We start from the raw sequence: 1,160 nt of genomic DNA, 5'->3' as shown, positions 1-1,160 counted from the left end.
CTAAGTACAGGACAAAAAATGGAGAGAGTTAAGAAAAGCTGGGAACTGGTGGTCAAGATTGGTGAAAATTGAGCGCAGATAATCAAATCCCAAACGAAATAGGCTCTTGGCTCGTCGTTGATGGGATTTAATCGGAATGGGCTTGAGTGTATGTTGCCACAAACCCGTCTTCATCGCCCACACAAAGGCGATCGCTAACAAAGCCAAAAGTTTGCTCAGTCTCGGGGCATCATTGAAATGAGTCGATTCAAGGCAAAAACCCCGAGTCTTCAGTGCCGCAAACAGGGTCTCGATGCCCCAACGGCGGGTATAATCCGATAAAGCTTGTTCGGGGCAATGATTGGTGACCAGAATCAGAAAATTATCATCTCCTTTTTGAGTCGGTTGTAGGCGAGCGCCAATCACATAGACTGGGCGACCCCAAACCCAATGATGACCTGAAAGGACGCGAGTTTCCCCGACGGACAAGTTGGCAAAATAGCGAGACCCTGGTACGGCTTGTTGCCGAGTCCGGGATCGAATCAAGTCACTTTGACGTATGCGTATCCGAAAGGGAATTGGCTTGTCCATCAACAGATAGGACAGCCACTCTTGGCCGATAAATTCCCGGTCAGCAGTTAGGTACGCGATCACCACATCAGGAAACAAAGCTTCAAAGCGATCAAGTAAATCCATACGTTCATCACTGTTACTATTGCCCTGCTTCTCAAGCAGAGTCCACAGCAAGGGGAAAGCAATCCCCTCATGGACCACACCCAACATTAAGATGTTGAAGTGGGTTTTTCCGAAAGACCAGTTAGTGCGGTCAAGGCTCAGTACCCAAGGTTGAGGGATTCCAGCCAATTTGACGAGCATCTGGGCAATTTGAGCCATGTCTAGGTCAAAAGACCGGAAGAATCGCTGCATTCGCTTGTAGTGAGATGCATCAGCGGCTTTTCCTCCGCACACGGTCGCCAACTCCGCTAGATTGACTGTTTTGGCTCGAAATAGGGCTATGAGGAACATGGCGACGAAGGAGAGTCGCGCCCCATGCCAGCCCAGGTGGGGTCGCAATTTGGCTCGAAGTTGGTTAATCTGTTCCATGAGGGTTTGTGGTCTTTGTGGTAATTTCCATCAAACCCTCTCCCTGGCACTTTTTGCAACTTTTGTCCTGTACTGAG

1 protein-coding gene is annotated in these 1,160 nt (G+C 49.2%); it reads right to left on the bottom strand.

The window, feature by feature from the left end; all coding sequences use genetic code 11:
- On the bottom strand, positions 1–1,083 hold the full coding sequence (locus tag F6J94_RS33960) for an IS4 family transposase (RefSeq protein ID WP_293048373.1): 1,083 nt from the start codon (positions 1,081–1,083) through the stop codon (positions 1–3).
- Between the last annotated feature and the right edge of the window lie 77 nt (positions 1,084–1,160).

Origin of the sequence: Moorena sp. SIO1F2 (genome assembly GCF_010672755.1) — a bacterium.
Lineage (GTDB): Bacteria > Cyanobacteriota > Cyanobacteriia > Cyanobacteriales > Coleofasciculaceae > Moorena.
Note: the sequence above shows the minus strand (reverse complement) of the source record. Positions and strands in the feature narration are given on the sequence as shown.

Bases quoted from the DNA above. Each gene is read 5' to 3' on its own strand.
- F6J94_RS33960 (WP_293048373.1), bottom strand. From the start codon at position 1,083: ATGGAACAGATTAACCAACTTCGAGCCAAATTGCGACCCCACCTGGGC.